Annotated in this window: 29 protein-coding genes; 16 read left to right on the forward strand and 13 right to left on the reverse strand. The window is 64.6% G+C overall.

What is annotated here, in order from left to right; genetic code table 11:
* Positions 1–31: 31 nt before the first annotated feature.
* The 3 genes from pyrG to PAF18_RS00605 form a co-directional block, all read right to left on the reverse strand.
* Positions 32–1,678 carry a CTP synthase gene (gene pyrG, locus PAF18_RS00595; RefSeq protein WP_271116711.1) on the reverse strand — a complete coding sequence of 549 codons (1,647 nt, stop codon included), beginning with the start codon at positions 1,676–1,678 and terminating at the stop codon, positions 32–34.
* A 151-nt stretch (positions 1,679–1,829) separates the two neighbouring features.
* A complete protein-coding gene (secG, locus tag PAF18_RS00600) occupies positions 1,830–2,291 on the reverse strand; it encodes a preprotein translocase subunit SecG (RefSeq protein ID WP_271116712.1) in 462 nt (153 codons plus the stop codon).
* Positions 2,292–2,401: 110 nt separating this feature from the next.
* Positions 2,402–3,358: an acetyl-CoA carboxylase carboxyltransferase subunit alpha gene (locus tag PAF18_RS00605; protein ID WP_271116713.1), complete on the reverse strand. Its 957-nt coding sequence runs from the start codon at positions 3,356–3,358 to the stop codon at positions 2,402–2,404.
* Positions 3,359–3,458: 100 nt separating this feature from the next.
* Between PAF18_RS00605 and PAF18_RS00610 the strand changes: the two genes are divergently transcribed.
* From PAF18_RS00610 to uvrC, 4 genes are all read left to right on the forward strand, one after another.
* Positions 3,459–4,268, forward strand: a complete 810-nt coding sequence (locus tag PAF18_RS00610) for a S49 family peptidase (protein WP_271118165.1) — start codon at positions 3,459–3,461, stop codon at positions 4,266–4,268.
* A gap of 105 nt (positions 4,269–4,373) precedes the next feature.
* Positions 4,374–5,303 carry a calcium/sodium antiporter gene (locus PAF18_RS00615; protein ID WP_271116714.1) on the forward strand — a complete coding sequence of 310 codons (930 nt, stop codon included), beginning with the start codon at positions 4,374–4,376 and terminating at the stop codon, positions 5,301–5,303.
* Positions 5,300–6,073, forward strand: a complete 774-nt coding sequence (locus PAF18_RS00620; RefSeq protein ID WP_271116715.1) for an SDR family oxidoreductase — start codon at positions 5,300–5,302, stop codon at positions 6,071–6,073. The genes PAF18_RS00615 and PAF18_RS00620 overlap by 4 nt, the downstream gene beginning before the upstream one ends.
* 300 nt (positions 6,074–6,373) lie before the next feature.
* On the forward strand, positions 6,374–8,230 hold the full coding sequence (gene uvrC / locus PAF18_RS00625) for an excinuclease ABC subunit UvrC (protein ID WP_271116716.1): 1,857 nt from the start codon (positions 6,374–6,376) through the stop codon (positions 8,228–8,230).
* Positions 8,231–8,251: 21 nt separating this feature from the next.
* On the opposite strand, the gene PAF18_RS00630 is transcribed toward uvrC, so the two are convergent.
* A complete protein-coding gene (locus PAF18_RS00630) occupies positions 8,252–9,199 on the reverse strand; it encodes an AEC family transporter (RefSeq protein ID WP_271116717.1) in 948 nt (315 codons plus the stop codon).
* Positions 9,200–9,340: 141 nt separating this feature from the next.
* On the opposite strand from PAF18_RS00630, the gene PAF18_RS00635 reads away from it, so the two are divergent.
* A complete protein-coding gene (locus tag PAF18_RS00635; RefSeq protein ID WP_271116718.1) occupies positions 9,341–9,787 on the forward strand; it encodes a YtoQ family protein in 447 nt (148 codons plus the stop codon).
* Positions 9,788–9,793: 6 nt separating this feature from the next.
* Here the strand turns inward: PAF18_RS00635 and ruvX are convergent, their stop codons facing one another.
* Complete coding sequence (ruvX, locus tag PAF18_RS00640) at positions 9,794–10,261, reverse strand: Holliday junction resolvase RuvX (RefSeq protein WP_271116719.1); 468 nt, start codon at positions 10,259–10,261, stop codon at positions 9,794–9,796.
* Complete coding sequence (gene ccmI / locus PAF18_RS00645) at positions 10,258–11,508, reverse strand: c-type cytochrome biogenesis protein CcmI (protein ID WP_271116720.1); 1,251 nt, start codon at positions 11,506–11,508, stop codon at positions 10,258–10,260. Before ccmI ends, ruvX begins: the two co-directional genes overlap by 4 nt.
* A gap of 178 nt (positions 11,509–11,686) precedes the next feature.
* Here ccmI and PAF18_RS00650 point away from each other — a divergent pair, with 178 nt between their 5' ends.
* A complete protein-coding gene (locus PAF18_RS00650) occupies positions 11,687–11,911 on the forward strand; it encodes a hypothetical protein (protein WP_271116721.1) in 225 nt (74 codons plus the stop codon).
* Between the two features lie 166 nt (positions 11,912–12,077).
* Positions 12,078–12,677 carry a superoxide dismutase gene (locus PAF18_RS00655; RefSeq protein WP_271116722.1) on the forward strand — a complete coding sequence of 200 codons (600 nt, stop codon included), beginning with the start codon at positions 12,078–12,080 and terminating at the stop codon, positions 12,675–12,677.
* Between the two features lie 63 nt (positions 12,678–12,740).
* On the opposite strand, the gene PAF18_RS00660 is transcribed toward PAF18_RS00655, so the two are convergent.
* Positions 12,741–12,998, reverse strand: coding sequence for a DUF6522 family protein (locus PAF18_RS00660; RefSeq protein ID WP_271116723.1), 258 nt, complete (start codon positions 12,996–12,998; stop codon positions 12,741–12,743).
* An 88-nt stretch (positions 12,999–13,086) separates the two neighbouring features.
* Here PAF18_RS00660 and PAF18_RS00665 point away from each other — a divergent pair, with 88 nt between their 5' ends.
* From PAF18_RS00665 to PAF18_RS00675, 3 genes are all read left to right on the forward strand, one after another.
* Positions 13,087–13,734 (forward strand): 5-formyltetrahydrofolate cyclo-ligase, encoded by a 648-nt coding sequence (locus PAF18_RS00665; RefSeq protein WP_271116724.1) that lies wholly within the window; start codon positions 13,087–13,089, stop codon positions 13,732–13,734.
* Between the two features lie 114 nt (positions 13,735–13,848).
* Positions 13,849–14,196 (forward strand): hypothetical protein, encoded by a 348-nt coding sequence (locus PAF18_RS00670; RefSeq protein WP_271116725.1) that lies wholly within the window; start codon positions 13,849–13,851, stop codon positions 14,194–14,196.
* Between the two features lie 41 nt (positions 14,197–14,237).
* On the forward strand, positions 14,238–14,600 hold the full coding sequence (locus tag PAF18_RS00675) for a DUF305 domain-containing protein (RefSeq protein ID WP_271116726.1): 363 nt from the start codon (positions 14,238–14,240) through the stop codon (positions 14,598–14,600).
* Between the two features lie 69 nt (positions 14,601–14,669).
* Here the strand turns inward: PAF18_RS00675 and PAF18_RS00680 are convergent, their stop codons facing one another.
* Genes PAF18_RS00680 through PAF18_RS00690 form a run of 3 tightly spaced genes read right to left on the reverse strand, consistent with a single transcriptional unit; the run spans position 14,670 to position 16,439 of the window.
* The gene (locus PAF18_RS00680) at positions 14,670–15,308 is read right to left on the reverse strand and encodes a 3-oxoacid CoA-transferase subunit B (RefSeq protein ID WP_271116727.1); all 639 of its coding nucleotides are present in this window, start codon (positions 15,306–15,308) and stop codon (positions 14,670–14,672) included.
* Between the two features lie 2 nt (positions 15,309–15,310).
* Positions 15,311–16,015: a CoA transferase subunit A gene (locus tag PAF18_RS00685; protein WP_271116728.1), complete on the reverse strand. Its 705-nt coding sequence runs from the start codon at positions 16,013–16,015 to the stop codon at positions 15,311–15,313.
* Complete coding sequence (locus PAF18_RS00690) at positions 15,978–16,439, reverse strand: VOC family protein (protein WP_271116729.1); 462 nt, start codon at positions 16,437–16,439, stop codon at positions 15,978–15,980. The genes PAF18_RS00685 and PAF18_RS00690 overlap by 38 nt, the downstream gene beginning before the upstream one ends.
* On the opposite strand from PAF18_RS00690, the gene PAF18_RS00695 reads away from it, so the two are divergent.
* The gene (locus tag PAF18_RS00695) at positions 16,428–16,598 is read left to right on the forward strand and encodes a hypothetical protein (RefSeq protein ID WP_271116730.1); all 171 of its coding nucleotides are present in this window, start codon (positions 16,428–16,430) and stop codon (positions 16,596–16,598) included. The genes PAF18_RS00690 and PAF18_RS00695 overlap by 12 nt on opposite strands.
* Before the next feature lie 3 nt (positions 16,599–16,601).
* Here the strand turns inward: PAF18_RS00695 and topA are convergent, their stop codons facing one another.
* From topA to tldD, 3 genes are all read right to left on the reverse strand, one after another.
* Entirely contained in the window at positions 16,602–19,277 is a 2,676-nt protein-coding gene (topA, locus tag PAF18_RS00700) for a type I DNA topoisomerase (RefSeq protein ID WP_271116731.1), read from the reverse strand.
* Between the two features lie 129 nt (positions 19,278–19,406).
* Positions 19,407–20,699, reverse strand: a complete 1,293-nt coding sequence (gene dprA / locus PAF18_RS00705) for a DNA-processing protein DprA (protein ID WP_271116732.1) — start codon at positions 20,697–20,699, stop codon at positions 19,407–19,409.
* Between the two features lie 102 nt (positions 20,700–20,801).
* Positions 20,802–22,226 carry a metalloprotease TldD gene (gene tldD / locus PAF18_RS00710; protein WP_271116733.1) on the reverse strand — a complete coding sequence of 475 codons (1,425 nt, stop codon included), beginning with the start codon at positions 22,224–22,226 and terminating at the stop codon, positions 20,802–20,804.
* Between the two features lie 172 nt (positions 22,227–22,398).
* Here tldD and coxB point away from each other — a divergent pair, with 172 nt between their 5' ends.
* From coxB to PAF18_RS00735, 5 genes are read left to right on the forward strand one after another with little or no spacing between them, the layout of a single operon-like run.
* Entirely contained in the window at positions 22,399–23,283 is an 885-nt protein-coding gene (coxB, locus tag PAF18_RS00715; RefSeq protein ID WP_434802231.1) for a cytochrome c oxidase subunit II, read from the forward strand.
* 6 nt (positions 23,284–23,289) lie between these two features.
* Positions 23,290–24,204: a heme o synthase gene (gene cyoE / locus PAF18_RS00720; protein WP_271116734.1), complete on the forward strand. Its 915-nt coding sequence runs from the start codon at positions 23,290–23,292 to the stop codon at positions 24,202–24,204.
* Complete coding sequence (locus PAF18_RS00725) at positions 24,204–24,476, forward strand: cytochrome c oxidase system small membrane protein (protein ID WP_271116735.1); 273 nt, start codon at positions 24,204–24,206, stop codon at positions 24,474–24,476. Before cyoE ends, PAF18_RS00725 begins: the two co-directional genes overlap by 1 nt.
* Positions 24,473–25,078, forward strand: coding sequence for a cytochrome c oxidase assembly protein (locus PAF18_RS00730; protein WP_271116736.1), 606 nt, complete (start codon positions 24,473–24,475; stop codon positions 25,076–25,078). The genes PAF18_RS00725 and PAF18_RS00730 overlap by 4 nt, the downstream gene beginning before the upstream one ends.
* Before the next feature lie 20 nt (positions 25,079–25,098).
* Positions 25,099–25,899: a cytochrome c oxidase subunit 3 gene (locus PAF18_RS00735; protein ID WP_271116737.1), complete on the forward strand. Its 801-nt coding sequence runs from the start codon at positions 25,099–25,101 to the stop codon at positions 25,897–25,899.
* Positions 25,900–25,936 lie beyond the last annotated feature (37 nt).

A 25,936-nucleotide genomic window follows, 5' to 3' on the forward strand; every position in this document is an offset into this window, starting at 1 on the left:
GCGATGTGCCGCCCGTCGCGTGGCGTTCTGCTCAGACCAGCCTTGCGCCTTCCTTCGCGGCCTCGATGAAGCCGGCGAAGAGGGGGGCGGGATCGAAGGGTTTGGATTTCAGCTCGGGATGGGCCTGCACGCCGATGAACCAGCGGTGGTCGGGATATTCCACCGCCTCGGGCAGCTTGCCGTCCGGGGACATGCCCGAGAAGGACAGCCCCGCCTGTTCGAGCTGCGGGATATAGGAGCCGTCCACCTCGTAGCGGTGGCGATGCCGGTCCTCGATCTCGGTGGCGCCGTCATAGACCTGCGAGATGCGGCTGTCGGGTTTCAGCACCGCCGTATAGGCACCAAGCCGCATCGTGCCGCCCTTGTCGTCATGGACCGAGCGCTGCACCTTGTAATTGCCCTCGACCCATTCCTTGAGGTGATAGACGATCGGGGTGAAGCGGGTCTTGCCGGCCTCGTGGTCGAATTCCTCCGATCCGGCGTCGTCGATGCCCGCCAGATTGCGGGCGGCCTCGATCACCGCCATCTGCATCCCGAGACAGATGCCCAGATAAGGCACGTTCTTTTCGCGCGCATATTTCGCGGCGGTGACCATGCCCTCGGTGCCGCGCTCGCCGAAGCCGCCCGGCACGATGATGCCGTGATAGCCGTCCAGAAGATGCTGGCCGCCATCGGCCTCGATATCCTCGGCGGCGATCCAGTCGGCCTTGACGCGGACGCGATTGGCCATGCCGCCATGAGTCAGCGCCTCGGCAATCGACTTATAGGCATCTTCAAGCTGGGTATATTTGCCGACAATGGCGATCTTGACCTTGCCGTCAGTGTTGGTCAGCCGGTCCATCACATCTTCCCAGCGGGTCAGGTCGGGACGCGGTGCGGGGCTGATGGCGAAGGCGTTCAGCACCGCCTGGTCCAGCCCGGCGCTATGATAGGCCAACGGCGCCTCATAGATCGACTTGAGGTCATAGGCCGGGATCACGGCATCGGGGCGGACATTGCAGAACAGCGCGATCTTCGCACGCTCTTTCTCGGGGATCGGATGTTCCGAGCGGCAGACCAGCACATCGGGGGCGAGGCCGATGGATTGCAATTCCTTGACCGAGTGCTGGGTCGGCTTGGTCTTCAGCTCGCCCGAGGCCGCCAGATAGGGCAGCAGGGTCAGATGCATCAGGATGCATTCGCCGCGCGGACGTTCATGGATGAACTGGCGGATCGCCTCGAAGAAGGGCAGCCCCTCGATGTCGCCGACCGTGCCGCCGATCTCGCACAGCATGAAATCGACCTCATCGTCGCCGATGGCGATGAAATCCTTGATCTCGTTGGTGACGTGGGGAATCACCTGGATGGTCTTGCCCAGATATTCGCCGCGTCGCTCCTTTTCCAGAACGTTGGAATAGATCCGGCCCGAAGAGATCGAATCGGTCTTGCGGGCATGGACGCCGGTGAAGCGTTCGTAATGGCCAAGATCCAGATCGGTTTCTGCACCGTCATCTGTAACGAACACCTCGCCATGTTCAAAGGGCGACATGGTGCCTGGATCGACGTTCAGATAGGGGTCCAGCTTGCGCAGCCTGACGGTGAAGCCTCGGGCCTGCAAAAGCGCGCCGAGCGCCGCCGAGGCCAGCCCCTTGCCAAGCGAGGACACAACGCCGCCGGTGATGAAGATATAACGCGCCATGCGGCCCCCGTGAGTTCTCGAATCGTCTTTCCAAGCGGCCGCATGAAAGCGCCGTTCACGGGACTAAAGATATAAACGAAATATCCCGCTGCCGCAACGCGGACCGCAAATTGTCGTAGGGGCAGGCCGGGCTGCCCCAAATTCTTGCGTGTCAGTTGGCCGCAGGCGGGGTGACGGGCGCGTCGCTGCCATCGGTTTCGGCGGCCGGAGCCGGAGCCTCGGCTTCGGTGGCGGCGGGTGCGTCCGATTCGGGGGCAGGCGGCGCCACAGGCTGGCCCACGCCGGGCGGGGGCGTGTATTCGGGCAGGGCCGGGGTCGCTCCGTCGGAATCTTCGGTGCCGGCGCCGATTTCAAGCTGGTCCAGAACCGACGCGCCGCTGACATTGCGCGCGGCGATCACGGTGAGGGTGATCGAGGTGATGAGAAAACCCACGGCCAGGATCCAGGTCATCTTGGACAGCGCATTCGCGGCCTGACGGCCCGACATGACGCCGCCGCCCGCGCCTCCGCCGCCGCCCATGCCGAGACCGCCGCCTTCGGAGCGTTGCAGCAGCACGACACCGATCAGCAGCAGCGCCAGGATCAGATGGACGGTCAGGACGACGTTTTCCAAGATTGGAGCCTTTCGATTGCGGACGCGCCTATCTAGTCAGCACGTGCCGCCTTGGCAAGCCGAGGCTGGCAGCGCGGTCCGAGATTCCCGCGCTCTGGCGGCGCTGCGGCTCAGCCGAGACCTTTTCTGCCCATGTCGAGGAATTTGCGGCGGCGATCCTCGATCAGCTCCTTGGCGGATTTGCCGTCGAGATCCTTCAGCATGGCAGCGATCTCGCGCCCGACCGATTCGATGGCGGCATTCGGGTCGCGCTGCGCGCCGCCCAGAGGCTCAGCCGCGATGCGGTCGATCACGCCGAGCTGTTTCAGATCCTGCGCGGTCAGGCGCAGCGCCTTGGCCGCGTCGCGCATCTTTTCGGTGTCCTTCCACAGGATTGACGCGCAGCCCTCGGGCGAGATCACCGAATAGATCGAATGTTCCAGCATGGCGATGCGGTTCGCCGTGGCAAAGGCCACCGCCCCGCCCGAGCCGCCTTCGCCGATGATGACCGAGACCAGCGGCACGCCGATCTCCAGGCATTTCTGGGTGCAGCGGGCGATGGCTTCGGACTGGCCACGCTCTTCGGCGCCCTTGCCGGGATAGGCGCCCTGGGTGTCGACGAGGGTAATCACCGGCAGGCCGAAGCGATGCGCGAGATCCATCAGCCGGATCGCCTTGCGATAGCCTTCGGGGCGGGCCATGCCGAAATTATGCAGGAGGCGGGATTTCGTGTCGCTGCCTTTTTCATGGCCGATCACCATACAGGGGCGGTCGTTGAACCGCGCCATGCCGGCCATCACCGCATGATCGTCGCCAAAGGCGCGGTCGCCTGCAAGCGGGGTGTATTCGGTGAACAGCGCCTCGACATAGTCGCGGCAATGCGGGCGCTCGGGGTGGCGGGCGACCTGGGTTTTGCGCCAGGCGTCGAGATTGCCGTAGAGCTCCTTGAGCAGCGTCTCGGCCTTCTTGTCCAGCGCCGCCGCCTCTTTCTTGACATCGACGCCGTCGCCGTCGCGGCCCATCGCGCGCAGCTCTTCGGCCTTGCCCTCGATATCGGCCAGAGGTTTCTCGAAATCCAGATAGGTCATGCGGCACCCTCACGTTTTCGCGCCCTATATGCGGCGGTCCGGCGACGATTGCAACGCGGGACGCTTGTCGGGGCAGGGCAGCTCGCTTATCTGGGAGGCCATGAGAGTGCCGTTCCTGAACCCCGCCCCGCGCGTGAGCGTCGTCCGCCTGCAAGGCGCCATCGGTATCCCGGCCCGCAATGGCGCGGCGGGGCTGAACGATGCCGCGATGGCGCCGGTGCTGGAAAAGGCCTTTACCAAGGGCAAGCCCAGGGCGGTGGCGCTGGCAATCAACTCGCCCGGCGGCTCGCCCGTGCAATCGTCGCTGATCGCGGCGCGGATCCGGCGGCTGGCCGAAAAGCACGAGATCCCGGTTCATGCCTTTGTCGAGGATGTGGCGGCTTCGGGCGGCTATTGGCTGGCAAGCGCCGCGGATCAGATCTGGGCGGATGAGTGTTCGGTCGTCGGCTCGATCGGGGTCATCTCTGGCGGGTTCGGCTTGCAGGATTTCATCGCCCGCCACGGGATCGAGCGGCGCATCCACACCGCTGGGCGCTCGAAATCGCAGCGTGACATGTTCCGCCCCGAGAACCCCGAGGATGTCGAGCGTCTGCAACGGCTGTTGGACGAGATGCACCGGATCTTCATCGCTCAGGTCAAGTCGCGGCGCGGACAGCGTCTGGCCGAGAGCGATGAGCTGTTCAGCGGCGAATACTGGCTGGGAAGACGGGCGAAGGGTCTGGGGCTGATCGACGGCATGGCCCATCTTGCGCCCAAGATGCGCAAGCTGTTCGGCGACGAGATCAAGTTCCAGAAATTCGGCGCCCGCACCCCGTTTCTGCGCCGCTTCGGCATTTCGGGTGAGGGTCTCGCCAATGACGCCCTCGCCGCGATCGAGGATCGCGCCGCCTATGCGAGGTTCGGGCTGTGATGATCAAGGGCGTCGCTCTGATCCTGCTCTTGTTCGTGGCGCTCGGGCTGGTGTCGGGTCCGGGCTTCCGCCGTTTCCTGTCGAAAGTTCTGGGGCTTCCGAATCGTGATCGTTGATATTCTGTTTCTGGTCGCCGGGCTGGCCCTTCTGGTCTTCGGCGGCGACTACCTCGTGCGCGGCGCGGTGGCGCTGGCGCTGCGGCTTGGGATCGCACCAGCGATTGTCGGTCTGACCGTGCTGGCCTTCGGCACCTCGGCGCCAGAGCTGATCGTGTCGCTGGCCGCGGCCATTGGCGGGCAGCCGGATATCGCTCTGGGCAATGTCGTCGGCTCGAATATCGCCAATGTGCTGCTGATCCTCGGTGCGACGGCGCTGATCGCGCCGGTGCTCAGCCATGACGAAGAGCTGAAAAGCGGCTGGTTCTACGCGGTGGGCGCATCGCTTCTGATGATCGCGCTGTGCTTTGCCGGGCCGCTGGTCTGGTGGCACGGCGCGCTGCTGCTGGCGGCGCTGGCGGCGGTGTTGTTCGCGCAGATCCGCCGTGCACGCGCCGGGCAGGCGCCCGCGCCAGAGCTGGAGGTCGGGCCCGCCGCGCCGCGCCAGATTGCCATCTGGCTGATCGTCGGGCTGATCGCATTGCCCATCGGCGCGCAGCTTCTGGTAAGCGGCGCCTCGGATATCGCCCGCAGCTTCGGCATCAGCGAGGCGGTGATCGGGCTGACCCTCGTCGCGATCGGCACCTCGCTGCCGGAACTGGCCGCCTCGGCCGCCTCGGCCCTGCGCGGGCGGGCGGACATGGCGCTGGGCAATGTCATCGGCTCGAACCTGTTCAATATCTGCTCGATTCTCGGCATCACCGCGTTTTTCGGACCGCTCGCCGTGCCCGGGCAGATGCTGCGCTTCGACCTGTGGGTCATGCTGGCCACGACGCTGATCATCGGACCGTTCCTGCTGCGCCATATCGCCATCGGGCGGGTTGCCGGCGCGGCGCTGCTGGCAGCCTATGCCGCCTATACCGTCTGGCTGTTGATATGAGCGTCGCGCTGGTCACCGGGGGCGCCCGCCGGCTGGGGCGCGAGATGGTGCTGGCGCTGGCCGGGGCCGGGCATGACGTGGCGATCCATTACAACGGCTCGGACGCGGCGGCGCGCGAGACCGCGGCGGCGGCGCGCCAGCTTGGCGTCGAGGCCGAGATCTTCGCGGCGGATCTGCTGGATCTGGACGCGGTCGAGGCGCTGATCCCGCATGTTGCAGCGCGAATGGGGCGGTTGGGTGTGCTGGTAAATAATGCCTCGATCTTCGAGCATGACACCCTGGCGACCGCCACCCGCGAGAGCTGGGACCGCCATATCGGGTCGAATCTGCGCGCACCCTTCATGCTGGCGCAGAGCTTTGCCGCGCAGGCCCCTGAAGCGGATCGCAACGGGGCCGAGCCGCTGGCTTCAGGGCTGATCGTCAACATGGTCGATCAGCGGGTGCGAAAACCGACGCCGGAATTCATCACCTATGCGTTGGCCAAGGCGGGTTTGTGGGACCTGACGGTGATGCTGGCGCAGGCGCTGGCGCCTGCCATCCGCGTCAATGCCATCGGCCCTGGTCCGACCCTTCAGGCTGCGCAGCAATCGTCGGAAAGCTTTGCCGCCGAGCGTGCCGCCACCGTGCTGGAGCGCGGTGCAGAACCGTCGGATATCTCGGATGCGCTGCTGTATTTTCTGCGCGCGCGCGCCGTCACCGGGCAGCTGATCTGCGTCGATGGCGGGCAGCATCTGGTCTGGCGCACGGCGGATGTGGCGGGGCCGGAATAGTGCGACCGCGGCGAGACTACCGCAGATTGTCCACCAGTCTTGCGACGGTAACAAAAGCTTCAAAATTCAGTCTTCTATTTCAGCAACTTGAATGCATGAAATAAAAAATCTATATAAAACAAAACCTTGCAGAAATGCCTAAAATTTGAGCAATCAAATGATATTGCGCCATTTGCAAGGTAATCCATTACAGGGAAGGCCCCGCCCACAGAGTTATCCACAGTTTTCGTGGATAGGTTTCACCTTGATTTGCGGCGAGGAAACTTGCAGCGGACCACCAGAATCACCCATCTCTAGACCATGACCGACAGTAGACCCCGCCTGACCGGACAGGCCCTGATCGCCGATTACGTCAAGACGCTGGACGCCTCGCCCGGTGTTTACCGGATGCTGGGCGAAAAAGGCGAGGTGCTTTATGTCGGCAAGGCGCGCAGCCTGAAGGCGCGGGTCTCGAATTACGCGCGCGGGCAGGGGCATACGGGTCGCATCTCGCGGATGATCCGCGAGACCCATTCGATGATGTTCCTGACCACCCGCACCGAAACCGAGGCGCTGCTGCTGGAGCAGAATCTCATCAAGCAGCTCAAGCCGCGCTACAACGTGCTGCTGCGCGACGACAAGAGCTTTCCGAACATCCTCGTTGCCAAGGCGCATCCCTTCCCGCAGATCAAGAAGCATCGTGGGGCGAAATCCGAGAAAGGGGATTATTACGGCCCATTTGCAGGGGCAGGGGCTGTGAACCGGACGCTGAACCAGTTGCAACGGGTGTTCCTGTTGCGGAACTGCACGGATGCGGTGTTCGAAAGCCGGACGCGGCCTTGCCTGCTGTATCAGATCAAGCGGTGCAGCGCGCCTTGCGTGGGCAAGATCTCCGAGGGGGATTACAACGCGCTGGTCGTGGATGCCGAGCAGTTTCTGAAAGGCCGCTCGACGAAGATCCAGTCCGATCTCGCAGCCGAAATGGCCGCTGCGGCCGAGGCGATGGAATATGAACGTGCCGCCGCGCTGCGCGACCGGATCAAGGCGCTGACCGCGGTGCAGTCGGTGCAGGCGATCAACCCTCGCGGCATTGCCGAGGCGGATCTGGTGGCGCTGCATATGGAGGGCGGGCAGGCCTGCGTCCAGGTCTTCTTCATCCGCGGCAACCAGAGCTGGGGGAACCGCGATTTCTACCCTCGGCTCGGCGGGGTGGAATCGCCTGACGAGGTGATGCAGGCCTTTCTGCTGCAATTCTACGACAACAAGGTGCCGCCGCGCATGGTGCTGCTGAGCCACGGCGTCGAGGATATGGATCTGATGGCCGAGGCTTTGTCGGAAAAGGCCGGACGCAAGGTGGTGCTGGGCGTGCCCCGGCGCGGGGAAAAGGCCGAGATGGTGGAGAACGCGCTGCGCAATGCCCGCGAATCGCTGGCCCGGCGCATGTCGGAAAGCGCGGCTCAGATGAAGCTGCTGGAAGGGCTCGCCGAGGCGTTCGACCTTCCTGCGGTGCCGCGCCGAATCGAGGTTTACGACAACTCGCATATCATGGGCAGCAACGCCGTGGGCGGCATGGTCGTCGCGGGGCCCGAGGGCTGGATCAAAAGCCAGTATCGCAAGTTCAACATCAAGGGCACCGAGATCACGCCCGGCGATGATTTCGGCATGATGAAAGAAGTGCTGACGCGCCGCTTCACCCGGCTGCTGAAAGAAGATCCCGACCGCGAAAGCGAGGCGTGGCCGGATCTGCTGCTGATCGATGGCGGTGCGGGACAGGTCAGCGCCGTGCATGAGATCATGGCCGAGATGGGGGTCGAGGATATTCCGATGGTCGGCGTCGCCAAGGGGCAGGACCGCGATCACGGCAAGGAGGAGTTCCACCGTTACGGGCAGCGCCCCTTCGCGCTGCGGATGAATGATCCGGTGCTGTATTTCGTGCAGCGCCTGCGCGACGAGGCGCATCGCTGGGCCATCGGCACGCATCGCGCCAAGCGGGCCAAGGCGGTCTCGGCCACCCCTCTGGACGAGGTGCCGGGAGTGGGCGCGTCACGCAAGCGGGCACTTCTGGCGCATTTCGGCTCGGCCAAGGCGGTGAGCCGGGCGGCCGTGGCCGATCTGACCGCTGTCGAGGGTATCAGCGAGGGGCTGGCGCAGAAGATCTATGACCATTTCCGCGGTTAGGCTCGTGGAAAGACGCGCCGGCTAGGGCAGCACGATGGCCAGCGTCGCGCTGATCGTGAAGAAGGACAGCACCGTCATCATGAACGTCGCCAGCGCCGCCATCCGGCCCTGACCGAAACGCTGCGCGAGGATCGGATAGATCCCCATCACCGGCATCGCGGCGAGGATGATCGCCGCCGAGGCCAGCTCGGCGCTGGCAGTGCCGAGACCGATCGTGGCCATCACCGCCAACCCCGCCGCCACCGCCAGCGGATGCGCGATCAGCTTGCCGGTCACCACCGGCCAGACAGGCGCCCTGAGGCTGCTCAGCGGCAGCGCAGCCAGCGTGCCCCCGATCACCACCAGTGAGACAGCGGCGCTTGACGAGGCCAGCAGCTCGACCGGGCGGGCGATCAGCGCGGGCAGCGTCGCCCCCGAGAGCGACACCGCGATGCCAAGCGCCAGCGCGATCAGGATCGGGCTGCGCATCAGCCGCCAGACGATCTTCGCCGCCAGACGCAGCCCCTTCCGCCCGTCACTGCGCGCCAGCTCGGCCAGCGCGAGGGTCAGGGGGATCATGACGATATTCTCGACGATCATGTTCAGCGCCAGCGCGGTCTCGGCGATTTCCGGCAGGGCCATCAGCAGCACCGGATAGCCGACGAAACCGCTATTGGAGCAGCTCATTCCCATTGCCCGGAAGATGCTCGCCTGCGGCGAAGCGCCCGATATGCGCCGGGACCAGAGATAGCCGAGCCCAAAGACGGTCAGCGATCCGAAAAGCACCGCGCCGAGATAACCGGTATCCGCGATCTCGGCCAGCGGGCGCGAGGACACGGCGCGGAAGATCAGAGGCGGCAAGGCCAGATTGACGACGAATTTCCCGAGCAGGCCCATATCCGCGTCGGAGAACAGGCCAAGCCGCACGGAGGCATAGCCGATGCCGATCAGGATGAAGATCATCCCGGTGATGGAGAGAGTCTCAAACACGCGGCATCTTTGCGGGCGCTCCGGTCGCGGCGGGTAGTGTCAGCCCTAGGCGAGCAGGCTGGCAAGCGCAACGCCGCCGTGACAATCGGGCAGGCAGGCTCTATCCCTGCCGGAAGGAAATCCGATACGAGGAAAACCCCGATGCTGAATGTCTATCTCTCCGGCGAAATCCACACCGACTGGCGCGAGCGGATCATCGACGGCGCCAGAGATCTGGATGTGCGCTTCAACAGCCCGGTCACCGATCACGATGCAAGCGACGATTGCGGCGTGGCGATCATGGGCGCGGAGGACAAGAAATTCTGGCATGACCGAAAGGGCGCGCAGCTGAACGCAATCCGAACCCGCAAAGGGATCGAGGATGCCGATATCGTGGTGGTGCGCTTCGGCGACCAGTACAAGCAATGGAATGCGGCATTCGATGCGGGCTATGCGGCGGCGCTGGGCAAGTCGCTTGTGGTGCTGCACGGGCCGGATCATGCGCATGCGCTGAAAGAGGTCGATGCGGCGGCGCTGGCCGTGGCGGAAGAGCCCGAGCAGGTGGTGTCCATCCTGCGCTATGTGCTGAGCGGCGAGCTGCCGGGCTGAGGCAGCCTAGCTGAGGAAGCGCAGCCGGTCGAGCGCGCCCTGAAGGATGTATCCCGCCGCGACCTGGTCGATCACCTCGGCGCGGCGGCGGCGCGAGGTATCGGCCTCCAGCAGGGCGCGCTCTGCGGCGACGGTCGAGAGGCGCTCGTCCCAATAGGTGATCGGCAGATCGGTCAACCCGGTCAGGTTTCGGGCGAAGGCGCGGGTGGACTGGCAGCGCGGACCCTCGCTGCCATCCATGTTGCGGGGAAGACCCAGGACCAGGCCGCTCAGCGCGCGGTCTTCGGCGATGGTCAGCAGAGCCTGCGCGTCGAGGGTGAATTTCTTGCGCCGGATCACGGTCAGCGGAGACGAGACCTGCCGCATCCCGTCGCTGACCGCGACGCCGATGGTCTTGGTGCCCAGATCCAGCCCGGCAATTGCGCCCAACGGCGGCAGGGCGGCGGCGAAATAGGCGATGTCTTCGTGGATCATTCGATCAGCCCCGATTCCCGTGCCGCGATGTCGAGCATTGCCAGAGCCTCGGGCGAGGCGGCGAAGACCTGCTGCGCCTCGGAATGAATCGCGGCGGCCCGGTCAAGCTCTCCCATCCGCGTCAGCGACGAGATCAGCCGCGCCCATTCCTCGGGCGTGCCGCCCTGCGTGGCTAGGCGCGATTCCAACCGCTCGACCATGCCCCGGATGAAAGTCGCGCGCTCGGCCGGGGTCATGTCTGCGGCCGCGGCCATCTGATCGGCATCGGGGCCGGGCAGCACCGCGTCCCCCGGCTCGGGCGGGATATAGTCGGGCTGGCCGGCCAGCCAGGCAATATCGGCGATCATCGGCCGGATAGTCATGTTCCACGGCGATTCGGCAGGGGTTTCTTCAAGAAGCGCGCTCCAGATCGGGAAGGCGCGGTCGGGGCGGCCATTCTGCGCCTGAAGCAGCCCGGCCATATAGCGGGCCTGCGCGTTCGAGGGGTCGCGCTCTAGCGCCCGGGTCAGCTCTGCCTCGGCCTCCGCGGTGATGACGCCGCCCGCGGCTTCGGTCATGAGCCCGGCGAGAAAGGCGTAATCCTGCGACGACGCCGTGTCTCCGCGCAACTCGATCAGGCGGCGCTGCGCATCTTTCGCGGCCAGAGAATTGCCGAGCCGGGCCTCGTTGCGGGCGAGAAACTCATAGCCGCGCGGGTCGTCGGGACGCTGCTTGACTGCATCGCGAAGCTGGTCGATCAGCGCGAGCGTCTGCGGGTCCGCACCCTGCTGCGCGCGGGCAGCGCTGTCGGCGCGGCTGTCAGCGGCGCGGGCCTCGGCCTCGGCCTGCGAGGGGCGCGCGTCATAGCGCTGCTGTGCCGCGGCGATCCGGGATTGCAGCCCCATATCGGGCTGGGACGGCGCGCCGAGCGATAGATAAAGCCCGACCGCCCCGGCAATAACAAGCAGCAACAGCCCTGCACCGGCCAGGGCATGGCTTTGCCCGGTGCCGTCGGCGATTTCTGCACGCTCTACCGCGCGGTCGGCTTCCAGAACCTTGCGCCCGATCTCGGCGCGCAGCCTTTCGGCCTCTGCGGGTTCGATGATACCGCGGCTCAGGTCGCGCTCCACCTCGGTCAGCTGGTCGCGATAGATGCGCAGATCATAGGCGGCGGCGGGTTGCTCTGCCTGCTGCCGCGCGCGCCGGAAGGGCCAGAGAATGGCGGCGGCGACGATCAGGATCAGGGCGGCAGCAGACAGCCAGAACATGCGGGCTCCTTTCGGTTGCCCCTAGATAGGCGCTTTGCGGGTCCGGCAAAACCCTGCCCATAACGGGCGCTGCGTGACTTTCCTGCATCAAGATGCGGCCGATTGATGCATGTTGCGGATCCATATGCCGAATTGCGCATTGTTTAGCGAGAATCGAAATCAACGCGGAGCAAGTCTCATGGCTACTGAAGGCCGTAACAACAATCTTTACTTCATCGTCGGCGCGCTTGTCGTGGCCGTTCTGGTCATCTTCTGGCTGATGAGCGGTGGCGACGACACCGTGGCCGATGGCGATGCCGCTGGCGGCGACAATGTGGTCATCGTCGAGGATGCGCCCGACGCGGCCGCAGAAGAAGCTCCGGCGGTCGAGGCCGAGCCCGCGGAGGAAGCGCCGGCCGAGTAATCGCGGCACCGCGCAGATGAGGAACCCCGGGGCGCCGCTTCGGGGTTTTTCCTTTATCAACCCATATGTTAAGCCGACGCAGGAACCCGCGACGACAGGCTTGCGTTGCATGGGTGACCGCAAAACGGGACGGCATGACGCCGCCCCAAGACAAGAGGATGAACTCATGGCTTTCACGCTTCCCGATCTTCCTTACGCTCATGACGCTCTTGCCGATCACGGCATGTCGAAAGAGACGCTCGAGTATCACCACGACATTCACCACAAGGCCTATGTCGACAATCTGAACAAGGCGATCGACGGCACCGAGTGGGCGGACAAGTCGCTGGAAGAGATCGTGACCGGCAATTACGACGCCAATGCGGTTGCGCAGAACGGCATCTTCAACAATGCCAGCCAGCATTGGAATCACAGCCAGTTCTGGGAGATGATGGGCCCGGACGGCAATGACATGCCTTCGGAGCTGGAGCAGGCGATCACCGACAGCTTCGGTTCCGTCGACAAGTTCAAGGAAGAGTTCGCTTCGGCCGGCGGCGGGCAGTTCGGTTCGGGCTGGGCTTGGCTGGTTAAGGACAAGGATGGCAGCCTGAAGGTGACCAAGACCGAGAACGGTGTGAACCCGCTGTGCTTTGGCCAGACCGCGCTTCTCGGCTGCGATGTGTGGGAACATTCCTATTACATTGATTTCCGCAACAAGCGTCCGGCTTATCTTCAGAACTTCCTGGACAAGCTGGTGAATTGGGAAAACGTCGCGTCGCGCATGTGATCCCCGCCTGTTGCCAGGCTTCGCGGCCCGCCCCTCGTGGCGGGCCGTTTGCTTATGCGGCTATCAGCCCGCGCTGCGCCGGAACCGGGCGCGGCTCAGGATCTCGCCCTCGGCATCCACGGTTAGGCGCAGCACGCGGTCGCGGTGAAAGAAGCTGAGCCGGAAGCGCCCAGCGTCCGTGCCCTCGCCGCGCTCGGTGCGGGTGGTGATGGCGCCGGTGGACATGGCGCGCGCGATGGCGTGCTGCGGCAGGTCCAGACCGTCGGCGATGATCGCGGCATCGACGGTGAATTCTTCGCCCTGTCTGGTGACGGCAGCCATATCCGCCCCTCCTATCTCCGCCCTTGTCAGCCCCGGCCCGAGGGGCGTTACATGGGTTGAGTAACATCATTTCCGGGCGGATGACGAGATGAGCGACGAAAACTTGCCGGGCGGCTATGCCTCACCAGCCTGCATGGCGGCAGAACTGGCGGCGCGGACGTCCGGCGACGCGCCAGGCGATGCGGAATGGCGGCGCGAGACCCGGGCGGCGCTGATCGCGGCGCGGGGCGCGATGACGCCAGAGGCGCGGGCCGGGGCAGAGACTCGGATCGCGGCGCGGCTGGACAGGCTGCTTGACCAGCGTTTCGGCGGGGCAAGGGGCCTGACCATCGCGGGATACTGGCCGATCCGGGGCGAGGTGGATCTGCGCGGCTGGATGGCGCGATGCGCCGCGCGAGGTATAGCCATCGCCTTGCCGGTGGTCGCAAAGAAGGATGCGCCGCTGGTCTTTCGCCCGTGGTCGCCCAACGCAGAGATGAAAGAGGGGCTCTGGAAGATACCGGAACCCGCGACCGACGCCGTGGTCACACCCCAGATCGTGCTGGCGCCGCTGGTTGGTTGGGACCAGTCACGGTTCCGCATGGGCTATGGCGGCGGTTTTTACGACCGGACGCTGGCGGCGATGCGGCCGCGCCCCTATGCGATCGGCATCGGCCATGAGGCGGCGCGGCTGGACAGCATCCGCCCTCAGCCCCACGACGAGGCGCTCGATCTGGTCGTGACCGAGGCCGAGTAGGGCTGAACCCCTGTTGACGCCGATATGATCCCGCTCTCGCTTGACTTCATCCCTCGCCGGAGACTTAGTGACCGGGATATTCCTGCACCCACCGCCCTCTGGGCCGGACCGAACATGAGATCCCTGCTTGCCCTTTTGCTGCTCGCTTTGGCGACATTCGCCGCCCCGTCGGATGCAGCGCCGCGGATCGAGTGCCACGATCTGGCCGAACCCGCCGCGCCGTCCGTGGCGATGCAGAAACATGCGGGGGATGATGGCGGGCAGTCCCTGGCCTATCCGCGGTGCACGGGCTGTCTGATGATGGCCTGTTGCGATCTGATCGTCGCGGCGCCTGCGCCCAGTTCGGTCAAAGCGGTCTTGCCGATGATCTTCCCCGCTTCGCGCGGATCATTGACCGCGCAGAGCAGGCCGGACGGGCCGGACCGGCCTCCTCGTGCCGGAGTTTCGCCGCCGCTTGCGTAACGGCCGGTTCCCGACGAAATCCGACAAACGAGGATACACATATGAAACTGCAATTCATTGCGGCGATTGCCGCTGCATCTTTCGCCCTGCCTGCCACCGCCGATGACACTCACGCCGCCATGAAAGGCGACATGATGGGGGCGATGGACGGCTATATGCAGCCGATGGACGAGATGATGGCCGCCATGGCCGATGTCGCGCCTACCGGCGATGCCGATGCCGATTTCCTGCTGATGATGATCCCGCATCATCAATCGGCGGTCGACATGGCCCGCGTCGTGCTGGAGGAGGGCGACGATCCCGAGATCCGCGACATGGCGCAGGAGATCATCGACGCGCAAATGTCCGAGATGGAACAGATGCGCGAGATGCTCGAGCGGCTCGGCGTCGAAATGCCGGAGTAACCGGCGCGCCGCGCAACAGGAAAGGGGGCCAGGCGGCCCCCTTTTTCACGTCTTTTGCAGTCAAGCGGCTCAGACGATCTTTGCCTCGGTCGCATCGCGAAGCTCGTCTTCCGAGACGCCATCCGCCAGCTCGACGATCTTCAGCCCGCCCTCGACCACGTCCAGCACGCCGAGATTGGTGATGATGCGATCCACCACGCCGGTGCCGGTCAGCGGCAGGGTGCATTCCTTCAGCAGCTTGGAATCGCCATGCTTGTTCTGGTGGTCCATCACCACGATGACCTTGCCGACGCCTGCGACCAGATCCATCGCACCGCCCATGCCCTTGACCAGCTTGCCGGGGATCATCCAGTTCGCGAGATCGCCGTTTTCGGCGACCTCCATCGCGCCCAGAATCGCCGCCGCGATCTTGCCGCCGCGGATCATGCCGAAGCTGGTCGCGCTGTCGAAATACGAGGTGCGGTCCAGCTCGGTGATGGTCTGCTTGCCGGCATTGATGAGATCGGGGTCCTCTTCGCCCTCAAAGGGAAAGGGACCCATCCCCAGCATGCCGTTTTCCGATTGCAGCGTGATGTCCTTGTCGCCGACGTAATTCGCCACCAGCGTCGGGATGCCGATGCCGAGATTGACATACCAGCCATCCTCGAGTTCCTGCGCGGCGCGCTCGGCCATCTGGTTGCGGTCCCAGCCTTTGCTTTCATCCGCCATGATCAAGCCTCCTCACGCTTGCGGGTGGTCACTTTCTCGATCCGCTTTTCGTGCTCGCCCTGAATCAGGCGGTGCACATAGATGCCCGGCAGATGAATATGATCCGGGTCGATCGAACCGCGCGGCACGATTTCCTCGACCTCGGCCACACAGACCTTGCCGCACATCGCTGCGGGCGGGTTGAAGTTGCGGGCAGTCTTGCGGAACACGAGATTGCCCGTGTCGTCGGCCTTCCATGCCTTGACGATGGACAGATCCGCGAAGATCCCCTCTTCAAGAATATAGTCTTCGCCCCTGAACTGCTTGACTTCTTTGCCCTCGGCGATCTGGGTGCCGACGCCGGTCTTGGTATAGAAACCGGGGATGCCGGCACCGCCCGCGCGCATCCGCTCGGCCAGAGTGCCCTGAGGGTTGAATTCGAGGTCCAGCTCGCCCGAGAGATACTGGCGCATAAACTCGGCGTTCTCACCGACATAAGAGGACTGCATCTTCTTGATCTGCTTGGTGTCGAGCAGCTTACCGAGCCCGAACCCGTCTACGCCGCAATTATTGCTGGCCACGGTCAGATTTTTGGTACCCGCCTTGACGATGGCGTCGATCAGCAATTCGGGGATGCCGCACAGGCCGAAGCCGCCCGCAGCGATATGCATGCCGTCGAACAGCAGCCCGTCAAGCGCCGCGTCGGCATCGGGATAGATCTTTTTCATCTCTTCCTCCGGATAAGTCGCCGATGTTGTCGCAAGGGGGGGCTGTGCTGTCAACGGACGGTAGCGTTAGCAGCGCGCTCTGGGGCGGCGTGAAGATGTCGATCAGCACGTTCTCCGGGCCTTGCAGAATGAAACGCCGCTGGCCGAAATCTTCGTTGCGGAGGGGCGGGATCGCGGTCAGCTCGGCGGCGCGAAGGCGGCCATACTCGGCAGCGACATTCTCGATCTCGAAATTCAGCAGAGGGCCGGTGCTGCCCCTTGGCCCTTGCTCCAAGCCGGTGTCGTGATTGCCGTCGCGTATCTTGAGATTGACCGTCGGATCGTCCGGCATCTGGCGATGGAAATACCAGCGCGTCCCGGACAGCGGTGCAAAGCCGAAATGCCGCATCAGATATTCTGCCGCGGCAGAGGCATGGGCGGTCATCTGGGCGGGGTCGTGTCCGACGCCGATCCGGTGAAGCTCGCCGCCTTGGCCGAGACCCTCCCGACCAGCTTCGACCGGGCCGCGCTGCATGTCTCGGCCGTTTTCCCGCCAGAGCCTTATACCGACGCGTTGGCAGGGCCGATCGACCGGCCGAGATAGCTGCTATTCGTCGCCCTCGGGTGTCGCCGCTTTCTTCGCCGCAGGCTTTTTGGTTGTCGCCTTGGCCCCGCCGGTTTTCCTCGCATTGGCCTTCTTCGCAGTGGACTTCTTCGCCGTGGTCTTCTTGGCGGCGGTCTTTGTCGCCGTCTTCTTCGCCGCCGCCTTCTTCTTCGGCGATTTCGCGGCCTTGGCGGCAATCAGTTCAAGCGCCTTTTCCATGGTCACCTCAGCCGGTTCCAGATCGCGCGGCAAGGTGGCGTTGATTTTTTCCCATTTCACATAAGGACCATAGCGGCCATTCATCACATTGACCGGGCCGCCATCGGGATGATCGCCCAGCTCTTTCAGCGGGGTTGCCGCCGCCGCGCGGCCCCTCGTCGGTTTGGCGGCCAGCACCTCGACCGCACGGTTCATGCCGACGGTGAAAACCTCTTCGACATCGGGCAGGTTGGCGTATTTCTTGCCGTGCTTCACATAGGGGCCATAGCGCCCGATCCCGGCCTCGACCAGCTCGCCATCCTCGGGGTGGGGGCCGATGGGGCGGGGCAGGGCCAGCAGCTTCAGCGCCTGTTCCAGATCGACCGCATTCGCGTCCCAGCCTTTCGGGATGCTGGCGCGGGGCGGTTTCGGCTGATCCTCGGTCGGCTCTCCGCGCTGCACATAGGGGCCGAAGCGGCCATTCTTCAGGCTGATCTCATCGCCCGCGTCATGGCCCAGCACGCGGTCGCCGATCGCCTCCTCGCCATCGGGGGCGGACAGGGGCCGGGTAAAGCGGCATTCCGGATAGCGCGAGCAACCGATGAAGGCCCCGCCCGAGCGCGCGGTTTTCAGGTTCAGCCGACCCTGGCCGCAAAGCGGGCATTCGCGCGGGTCGCCGCCATCCTCGCGCGGCGGGTAGAGATGTGGAGCAAGCGCGTCGTCGATGGATTCCAGAACCTCGGAGATCCGCAGATCCGAGGTGCCGTCGAGCGCCGCCGTGAAATCCCGCCAGAAACGGCGCAACACCTCGCGATAGGCGCGGTTGCCCGACGAGATATCGTCCAGCTCGGTCTCCATATTCGCGGTGAAATCATAGGAGACATAGCGCGGGAAATATTTGACCAGAAACGCCGTGACCAGCCGGCCCTTGTCTTCGGGGATCAGGCGGTTCTTGTCCCGGCGGACATATTCGCGGTCCTGGATGGTGGTCACGATGCTGGCATAGGTCGAGGGGCGGCCGATGCCGAGTTCCTCCATCTTCTTGACCAGCGTCGCCTCGGTATAGCGCGGCGGGGGCTGGGTGAAATGCTGGCGCGCGGCGGCGGTCTTGCTGTCATCGACCAGCACGCCCTCCTCAGCCGCAAAGGCGGCGATCTTGCGAGCGGCCTCGCCCTCACTGATCTGGGGCAGACGGTTGCTGTCCTCGGAATCGTCGTCGTCGCGGCCCTGGTCGTAGACGGCCAGGAAGCCGTCGAACATCATCACCTGACCATTGGCGCGCAGCCCGACCTGCCCGTCCTGACTGGCGATTTCGACCGTCGTGCGCTCCATCCGCGCGGCTTCCATCTGGCTGGCGAGGGTGCGCTTCCAGATCAGGTCGTAAAGCGCGCGCTGATCCTTCTCGGAAATCCGCAGCTTGTCGGGCGAAAGCGACATATCCGTGGGGCGGATACATTCATGGGCTTCCTGCGCGTTCTTCGCCTTGTTCTTGTACATGCGCGGCGATTTCGGCAGGTATTGCTGGCCGAAACGCGACTTGATGACGTCGCGGGCGGACATCACCGCCTCGGGCGCCATGTCGATCCCGTCGGTCCGCATATAGGTGATCAGCCCCGCCTCATAAAGACGCTGCGCCGTGGACATGCAGGCCCGCGCCCCGAGACCCAGCTTGCGCGACGCCTCCTGCTGGAGTGTCGAGGTCATGAAGGGCGGCCACGGGTTGCGCGTGGCGGGCTTGGCGGTGACGCTTTTGACCGTCAGATCCCGCGCATCGATGGCCGAAAGCGCAAGCCGCGCCTTCTCGGCATCGGGAATATCGAAGCGTTCCAGCCTGTCGCCGGCGAGGCTGACAAGCTGCGCATCATATTCCTCGCCCGATGGGGTCGCGAGACGGGCGTGGACGGACCAGTATTCGCGCGGCTTGAAGGCCTCGATCTCCATCTCGCGCTCGACGATCAGGCGCAGCGTGACCGATTGCACGCGCCCCGCCGATTTCGCGCCGGGCAGCTTGCGCCACAGCACCGGAGACAGGTTGAACCCGACCAGATAATCCAACGCACGACGGGCCAGATAGGCATCGACAAGATCGCGGTCGATCTCGCGCGGTTTGGCCATGGCGTCGGTCACGGCATTCTTGGTGATCGCGTTAAAGGTGACGCGACTGACCGATTTGCCCTTTTTCAGTGCAGGCGCAAGCGCTTCCAGCAGATGCCAGGAAATCGCCTCGCCCTCGCGATCAGGGTCGGTGGCGAGGATCAGCGCGTCATCGCCCGACAGCGCGTCGCGGATCGCCTTGAGATGTTTCTTCGAATCCGAGGCCACCTCCCACCGCATGTCGAAATCGGCATCGGGGTCGACCGAGCCGTCTTTCGGAGGCAGGTCGCGGACATGGCCGAAGGATGCGAGAACGGTGTAATCGTCGCCCAGATATTTGTTGATCGTCTTGGCTTTGGCCGGCGATTCGACGACGACGACAGGCATGGGGAACCTCTTGGCGGATACGGCGCGACAACATGGGGGCGCTTGGGCATGGTGTCAACGGGCAGCGCTGACGCAGCGGCGGCGCGTCGCGTGGCCGGCCCGGTTGTCCGTGAAACGTGGGGGAGGCCGCTAGACCAGCGAGATCTGACCGCCTGCCATGCGGCTCAGCCTGCCTTCGAGTTCCAGTTTGATCAGCAAAGGCGCCAGCGTCTCGGCCGTGATGCCGGTCTCGCGGATCAGCGTGTTCTCGTCGGTCGGGCTGGGGGAAAGCCGGGCCAGGATACGGCGCTCGGCCTGCGGATCGTGGGACGCGCCACGATGCGGCAGGGGCAAGCCGGGCCGGGCGGGCGTGATCTTCTGGGCGAGACGTGCGGGGAGGGCTGCGGCGCCCCGTTCCCCGCGCGCGGTGTCGGCGCTGCGTGCCGCGGCATCGGTGGGCGGCATCTGGCCCTGCCTCCCGTCGGGTTCGCCCTGCGGCCCCGCCCCGCCGCCCGATTGGTCGCCGCCATCTCGGCCATCCTCGCCAAAGAGCGCAGCCTGAAGGGTTTCAACCGCTTCGATGACATCCTCGGCGTTTCTCACGAGGGTGGCACCGTCGCGGATGAGCTGGTTGCAGCCGCCGGCCCGCCCGTCGACCGGGTGGCCCGGCACGGCAAGCACCTCTCGACCCTGATCAAGAGCGTCGCGGGCGGTGATGAGGCTGCCCGATTTCGCCGCCGCCTCGACCACCACCACCGCATGAGACAGCCCCGAGATGATCCGGTTGCGCAGCGGGAAATGCCGCGCGACAGGTTCCATCCCCGGGGGCTGTTCCGAAATCAGACAGCCGCGGTCGCAGATCGTCGCGGCGAGAATGCGGTTCTCGGCCGGATAGATCATGTCGATGCCGCCCGCCATCACGGCGATCGTGCCGTGGCGCAGGCTGGCCTCATGCGCGGCGCTGTCGATGCCGCGGGCGAGGCCAGAGGTCACGGCCACGCCCATCTCGGCCAGGGCGGCAGAAATGCCGCGGGCCATGCGCAGCCCCAGCGATGACGCATTGCGCGCGCCGATCACCGCCAGCTTGGGCCGGGACAGCGCCGAGAGATTGCCCTTCACCCAGATCAGCGGCGGCGCATCGGGGATGGCGCGCAGCAGAGGCGGATAGTCGTGCGCATCGCAGCGGATCAACCGTGCACCGCTCTTGCGGCCAGCCTTCAGCTCGGCGGCGGCGACGCCTGCGGGGCAAGGCTGGTAATCCTCGACCCCGGCGTGCCGCGCCATGTCGGGCAGAGCCGCGAGCGCGTCGGCGGCGTTGCCATGTTCTTCCATCATGCGGTGGAATGTCGCCGGTCCGACCCGGCGGGAGCGAATGAGACGGATGAAGGCCAGATCATCGTCTTTCGCGGTGGGTGGGGTGTGGGGGGTGTTGAAAGAAAACAACCTCGTCGACCTCTCCGCCTCATTCACAGGCGTTATGGTGCGACAATGGTTAAATTTCGGTTAGCGAAACAGGGATTTGCGAAGAAAATTGAAGGGGGCCTCTTAGCCCGATGCCGAACCGCCAACAGTAAGGCCGCCGATCATCAGCGTCGGGAGGCCCACCCCGACCGGCACCCATTGCCCCTGCTTGCCGCAGGTGCCGACACCGGGATCGAGCGCCAGATCATTGCCGATGGCGCGGATATGTTGCAGCGCGGTGGCACCGTCGCCGATCAGCGTCGCGCCGCGGATCGGCGCGCCGACCTGACCGTTTTTCACCCGGTAGGCCTCGGTGCAGGAAAACACGAATTTGCCGTTGGTGATGTCCACCTGACCGCCGCCGAACCCGACCGCATAGATCCCGTCCTTCAGGTCGGACAGGATCGCCTCGGGGCTGGCCTCGCCCCCCAGCATAAAGGTGTTTGTCATGCGCGGCATCGGCGCGTGGGCGTAGCTTTCGCGGCGGCCGTTGCCGGTGGGCTCGACCCCCATCAGCCGCGCGTTCTGGCGATCCTGAAGATAGCCGACCAGCACGCCGTCCTCGATCAGCACGTTGCGGCCCGGCGCGCTGCCTTCGTCATCGACGCTGATCGAGCCGCGCCGGTCGGGGATGGTGCCGTCATCGATCACCGTCACACCGGGCGCGGCGACGCGCTGCCCCATCAGCCCGGCGAAAGCCGAGTGTCCCTTGCGGTTGAAATCCCCCTCGAGCCCGTGCCCGACCGCCTCGTGCAGCAGGATGCCGGGCCAGCCGGGGCCGAGCACCACGTCCATCACCCCCGCAGGTGCCGGTTCGGCACGCAGATTGACCAGGGCGATGCGCAGCGCCTCGCGGGTGCGGGCTTGCCAGTGTTCCGGCTCGACGAGCCCTGCGAGCGAGACGCGCCCGCCTCCGCCGCTATGCCCGGTCTCGCGGCGGGCATTATCCTCGACGATGACTGCGACATTCAGTCGCGCCATCGGCCTAATATCGGTGACCAGCCCGCCTTCGGGACGCAGGATCGCCACCTCTTGCAGGCTGGAGGCCAGCGATACGCTGACCTGCACCACCCGCGGATCGAGATCGCGGGCGAAAGCGTCGATTTCCCGCAGGAGGTCGATCCGCGTCGCGATGTCGATCCCCTCGGCGGGATCGACGGCCTGGTAGAGCGGCGAGATCCGCGCGTCGGGCGGCAGAGCCAGGCTGCGCCCGCCATTGCCCACGGCGAGCCGCACCGTTTCGGCTGCGCGTTGCAGCGCCGGCAGGCTGAGTTCGGTCGAATGGGCATAGCCCGTCACCTCGCCTGCCACCGCGCGCAGACCAAATCCGGTGCTGGCGGTATAGCTTGAACCGCGCAGCCGCCGGTCGTCGAAGACCAGCGATTCCGCATGCGCACGCTCGACGAAGATCTCGCCGTCATCTGCGCCATTTGTCGCATCCCGGAGCACATCAAGCGCCGCATCGCGGTCGAAATGGTCCTCAAATGGCTGAAATTGCGCTGATGTCATGTTAGCATCCGGTCATGGGAAGGCGTCGGTCGAATCCCTGCGCGGCGGCATGTGCCGACTTGTCGCTGGCAGGGTTTTGTGGTTGTAAACGGAAAAAGTTTGACTCGGAAGGGCGGAACCCTGTTTCCGCTTCTTGCGAGACATGCGACCGGAACTGGCAAGGGATACTCGGATGGTGGCTCCAGCGATGAAGCGCCGCGTGATTGCGGCAGGTATGGGTGCAGCGGCGGCCCTGATGTCGGGCGCGGCCTTCGCGCAAGAGGTTCTGGGCGAACTGCCGGTCATCGGCAAGCCTCAGCCGGGCGGCATCGGTTTCCAGCCCGCATCCAGCCCGCAGGCGCAGGACCAGCAATGGCTGGACCACTACGTTCTTATCATCATCGCCGTGGTCACCATCTTTGTCTGTGCGCTGCTGCTGTGGTGCATCATCCGCTATAACAGCCGCGCCAATCCGACTCCGGCACGGTTCAGCCACAACACGCCGATCGAGATCACCTGGACGCTTGTCCCGATCCTGATTCTTGTGGCCATCGGGGTGTTCTCGCTGCCGATCCTGTTCCGCCAGCTCTCCATCCCGCAGAACCCTGCGGTCGTCATCAAGGCTATCGGGCATCAGTGGTACTGGTCCTATGAATATCCGTCCGAAGAAATCGCATTCGATGCGCTGATGCTGGCCGAAGACCAGCTTCAGGAATACGGCTATTCCGAGGATGAATATCTTCTGGCCACCGACAACCCGGTCGTGGTTCCGGTCGGGCAAGAGGTGCTGATGCAGTTCACCGCCACCGACGTGATCCATAGCTGGACCATCCCGGCCTTCGCGGTCAAGCAGGATGCCGTCCCCGGGCGCATCGCGCAGCTTTCCTTCACCGTCGAGCAGGAAGGCGTCTATTTCGGCCAGTGCTCCGAGCTGTGTGGCATTAACCACGCTTATATGCCGATCGTCGTAAAGGCGGTCGAGCCCGAGGTCTATGCGGCCTGGCTGGAAGGCGCGAAGGTCGACTTTGCAAGCGCCGATCTGAAGGACGCCAAGCTGATTCAGTTGGCGGCGAAGTAAGTCACCTTGAGCGACGCTACCGCATATCACCCCCCGGCCGAGGCCGAGTTCGGCGATTATGTCGCGCTGCTGAAGCCGCGGGTCATGTCGCTGGTGGTCTTTACCGCCCTGGTCGGGCTGGTGGTGGCGCCCGGCTCGCTGCATCCGCTGGTCGCGTTCTGCTCGGTGCTGTTCATCGCCATTGGCGGCGGCGCCTCGGGAGCGCTGAACATGTGGTATGACGCCGATATCGACGCGGTCATGCGGCGCACCCAGTCGCGCCCGATCCCGTCGGGCCGCGTTTCGGGCAGCGAGGCGCTTGGTCTCGGGCTGGCGCTGTCGGGGCTGTCGGTGATGATGCTGGGGCTGGCGGCGAACTGGTTCGCGGCCGGGTTTCTGGCATTTACCATCTTCTTCTATGCGGTGATCTACACGATGTGGTTGAAGCGTTCGACGCCGCAGAACATCGTGATCGGCGGCGCCGCGGGGGCGTTTCCGCCGATGATCGGCTGGGCTTGCGCAACTGGCGGGGTGTCGCTGGAATCGCTCTTGATGTTCGCGCTGATCTTCTTCTGGACGCCGCCGCATTTCTGGGCGCTGGCGCTTTTCATGAAGGAAGATTACCACAAGGCTGGCGTCCCGATGCTGACCGTGACACATGGCCGCGAGGTCACCCGCCGTCACATCTTCGCCTATACGCTGGTCCTCGCACCTTTTGCGATCTGGCTGGGGCTGACGCCGGTGGGCGGCCCTGTCTATCTTGCCGCCGCCATCGTTCTGAACGCGCTGTTCATCTGGCGTGGCTGGCAGGTGATGCGGCGCTCTGACGCCGACTCCCACGCCGATGACCACAGGGCCGAGAAGAGCTTTTTCAAGCTGTCGCTCTATTACCTCTTCGCGCATTTTGCCGCGCTGCTCGTTCAGCACTGGGTGGTGTTGTGATGGCGCTGCGCACCGAACATGAGCTGCATGCACGGCGCCGGTCGCGCAATGTCGGCCTGCTGGTCGTGCTGATCGGCTTTGCGGCGCTGATCTTCGCGCTGTCCATCGTCAAGGTCAGCACCGGCAGCTCGGCCGCGCTGGAGGGGTTCGATCATCAGGTCCGGCCCAATCTGCTGCCGCGTGACGACGCTGTCGAAATCGCCCCATCGGAAAACCCGGTCGCTGCGCCCGGAACTCCGGCCGCCGATGCGGGAGCGAGGACCGAACCATGAGCATTCTGCCGAAAGACAAGAATCTGCGCGTGCTGACATCGCTTCTGGGTGTCGTGGTGGTGATGGGCGCGCTCGCCTGGGCTGCGGTGCCTTTCTATAACTGGTTCTGCCGGGTCACGGGCTATGCGGGAACCACGCAGGTTGCCGAGACGAGCGACGAAAAGCGCGAGATCCTGGACGAGATGGTCACCATCCGGTTCGATGCCAATACCGAGCCGAGCCTGCCCTGGAGCTTCAAGCCCATGCAGCGCGAGATGACCATGAAGATCGGTCAGGACGGCATGGCCTTCTATGAGGCAACGAATAATTCGGACCGTCCGATCACCGGGCGGGCCTCGTATAATGTCGCGCCGGATATTGCCGGGTCGTTCTTCTACAAGATCGATTGTTTCTGCTTTACCGAGCAGACCTTGCAGCCAGGCGAAACCGTGCAGATGCCGGTGAGCTTTCAGGTCGATCCGGCCATCGTCACCGATCGCGACGCCTACAGGGTCCGCGACATCACCCTGAGCTACACGTTCCACCCGTTCGAGACCGAAGAGCCTGCGGCTGACGCGCAGGCGGCGTTGACGACGGGCACGGACGACACGAGAATGAACTGACGCAGAAGCGGGGACAGACCATGGCGCATGCCAAGAACCACGATTACCATATTTTGCCGCCCTCGCTCTGGCCGTTTCTGGGGGCGATCTCGGCCTTTGTCATGCTGTTTGGCGGCGTTGTCTGGATGAAGGATGCCGGGCCGTGGATGTTCATGATCGGCCTGGTCGGCGTGCTGTACACGATGTTCGGCTGGTGGGCCGATGTGGTGAACGAGGGCGAAACCGGCGATCACACCCCGGTCGTGCAGATCGGGCTGCGCTATGGCTTTATCCTCTTCGTCATGTCCGAAGTGATGTTCTTCGTTGCCTGGTTCTGGGCCTTCTTCAAGAACGCGCTTTACCCGATGGGACCGGAAAGCCCGATCCGTGACGGTGTCTGGCCGCCCGAGGGGATCCAGACCTTCGATCCCTGGCATCTGCCGCTCATCAACACGCTGATCCTGCTGCTTTCGGGCTGTGCCGTGACCTGGGCGCACCATGCGCTGGTGCATGAAAACGACCGCAAGGCGGCGATCAACGGCACCGCCATCGCCGTCGTTTTGGGGGTCTGCTTCACCTTCCTGCAAGGCTACGAATACAGCCATGCTGCCTTCGGCCTGTCGGACACGGTCTATGGCGGCGTGTTCTTCATGGCGACCGGGTTCCATGGCTTCCACGTCATCATCGGGACCATCTTTCTGCTGGTCTGCCTGATCCGTCTCATGCGCGGCCAGATGAGCGACAAGCAGCATGTCGGCTATGAGGCCGCGGCCTGGTATTGGCACTTTGTCGATGTGGTCTGGCTGTTCCTGTTCTTCGCGATCTATATCTGGGGCCGCTGAGGCACCGCACGGAACTGAAATACGCGCGCGGGGCCTG

It is taken from the genome of Paracoccus sediminicola (assembly GCF_027912835.1).
GTDB classification, from domain to species: domain Bacteria; phylum Pseudomonadota; class Alphaproteobacteria; order Rhodobacterales; family Rhodobacteraceae; genus Paracoccus; species Paracoccus sediminicola.